The sequence below is a fragment of the Streptococcus sp. GMD4S genome (assembly GCF_000296955.1).
On sequence record NZ_AJRE01000331.1, the window covers coordinates 1 to 773 of the forward strand.

Here is a 773-nt window from a genome sequence, read left to right on the forward strand (position 1 = left end):
TTAAGCTTGCCGAGACGGTTTCATGGAAATCCTTTGATTATTCCTAAACCAGTCTGGTTATCGGATTTTAATCGCTGTTTAGAGAAAAGCCAGTTATCAACCAAGTTAAAGACTTATATTGAGAAACAGAGAAGAACAGGTTATCCATTGCTAATTTTTACATCAGAGATTAAGAAAGGCGAAAAACTAAAAGAAACACTACAGGTGTATTTCCCAGATGAGAAAATTGGTTTTGTATCTTCTGTCACAGAAAATCGATTAGAGCAGGTGCAAGCTTTTCGAGATGGAGAGTTGACGATACTGATCAGTACGACAATATTGGAACGCGGAGTTACCTTCCCTTGTGTAGATGTTTTCGTAGTAGAAGCTAATCATCGTCTCTTTACCAAGTCTAGTTTGATTCAGATTGGAGGGCGAGTTGGACGCAGTATGGATAGACCAACTGGTGAGTTGCTCTTCTTTCATGATGGATTAAATGCTTCCATCAAAAAGGCAATCAAGGAAATCAAGCAGATGAACAAGGAGGCAGGGTTATGAACTGTTTACTATGTGACCAGACTACAAAGAGTGAACTGACTTTTAGCAGTCTCTTCATTTTAAAAGATGACTGCAGTTATCTTTGCTCAGCTTGTGCTTCTAGTTTTGAGAAGATTGGTGAGAATTATTGCCCAAACTGTATGAAAAAAGGCATGTCAACTAAGTGTCAAGATTGTAAACTTTGGTGTAAAGAAGGAATTCAGGTTGATCATAAGGCAATCTTTACCTATAATCAA

General features: G+C 37.9%; 1 protein-coding gene and 1 pseudogene. Both read left to right on the top strand.

Features of this window, described 5'->3' with window-relative positions; genetic code table 11:
* Window positions 1-537 (top strand): helicase-related protein (locus GMD4S_RS09725; RefSeq protein WP_000696898.1); only part of this gene is annotated, 537 nt, incomplete at its 5' end.
* Window positions 534-773: pseudogene (locus GMD4S_RS13595) on the top strand (ComF family protein); the annotation flags it as partial. The gene GMD4S_RS09725 and the pseudogene GMD4S_RS13595, both read left to right, overlap by 4 nt.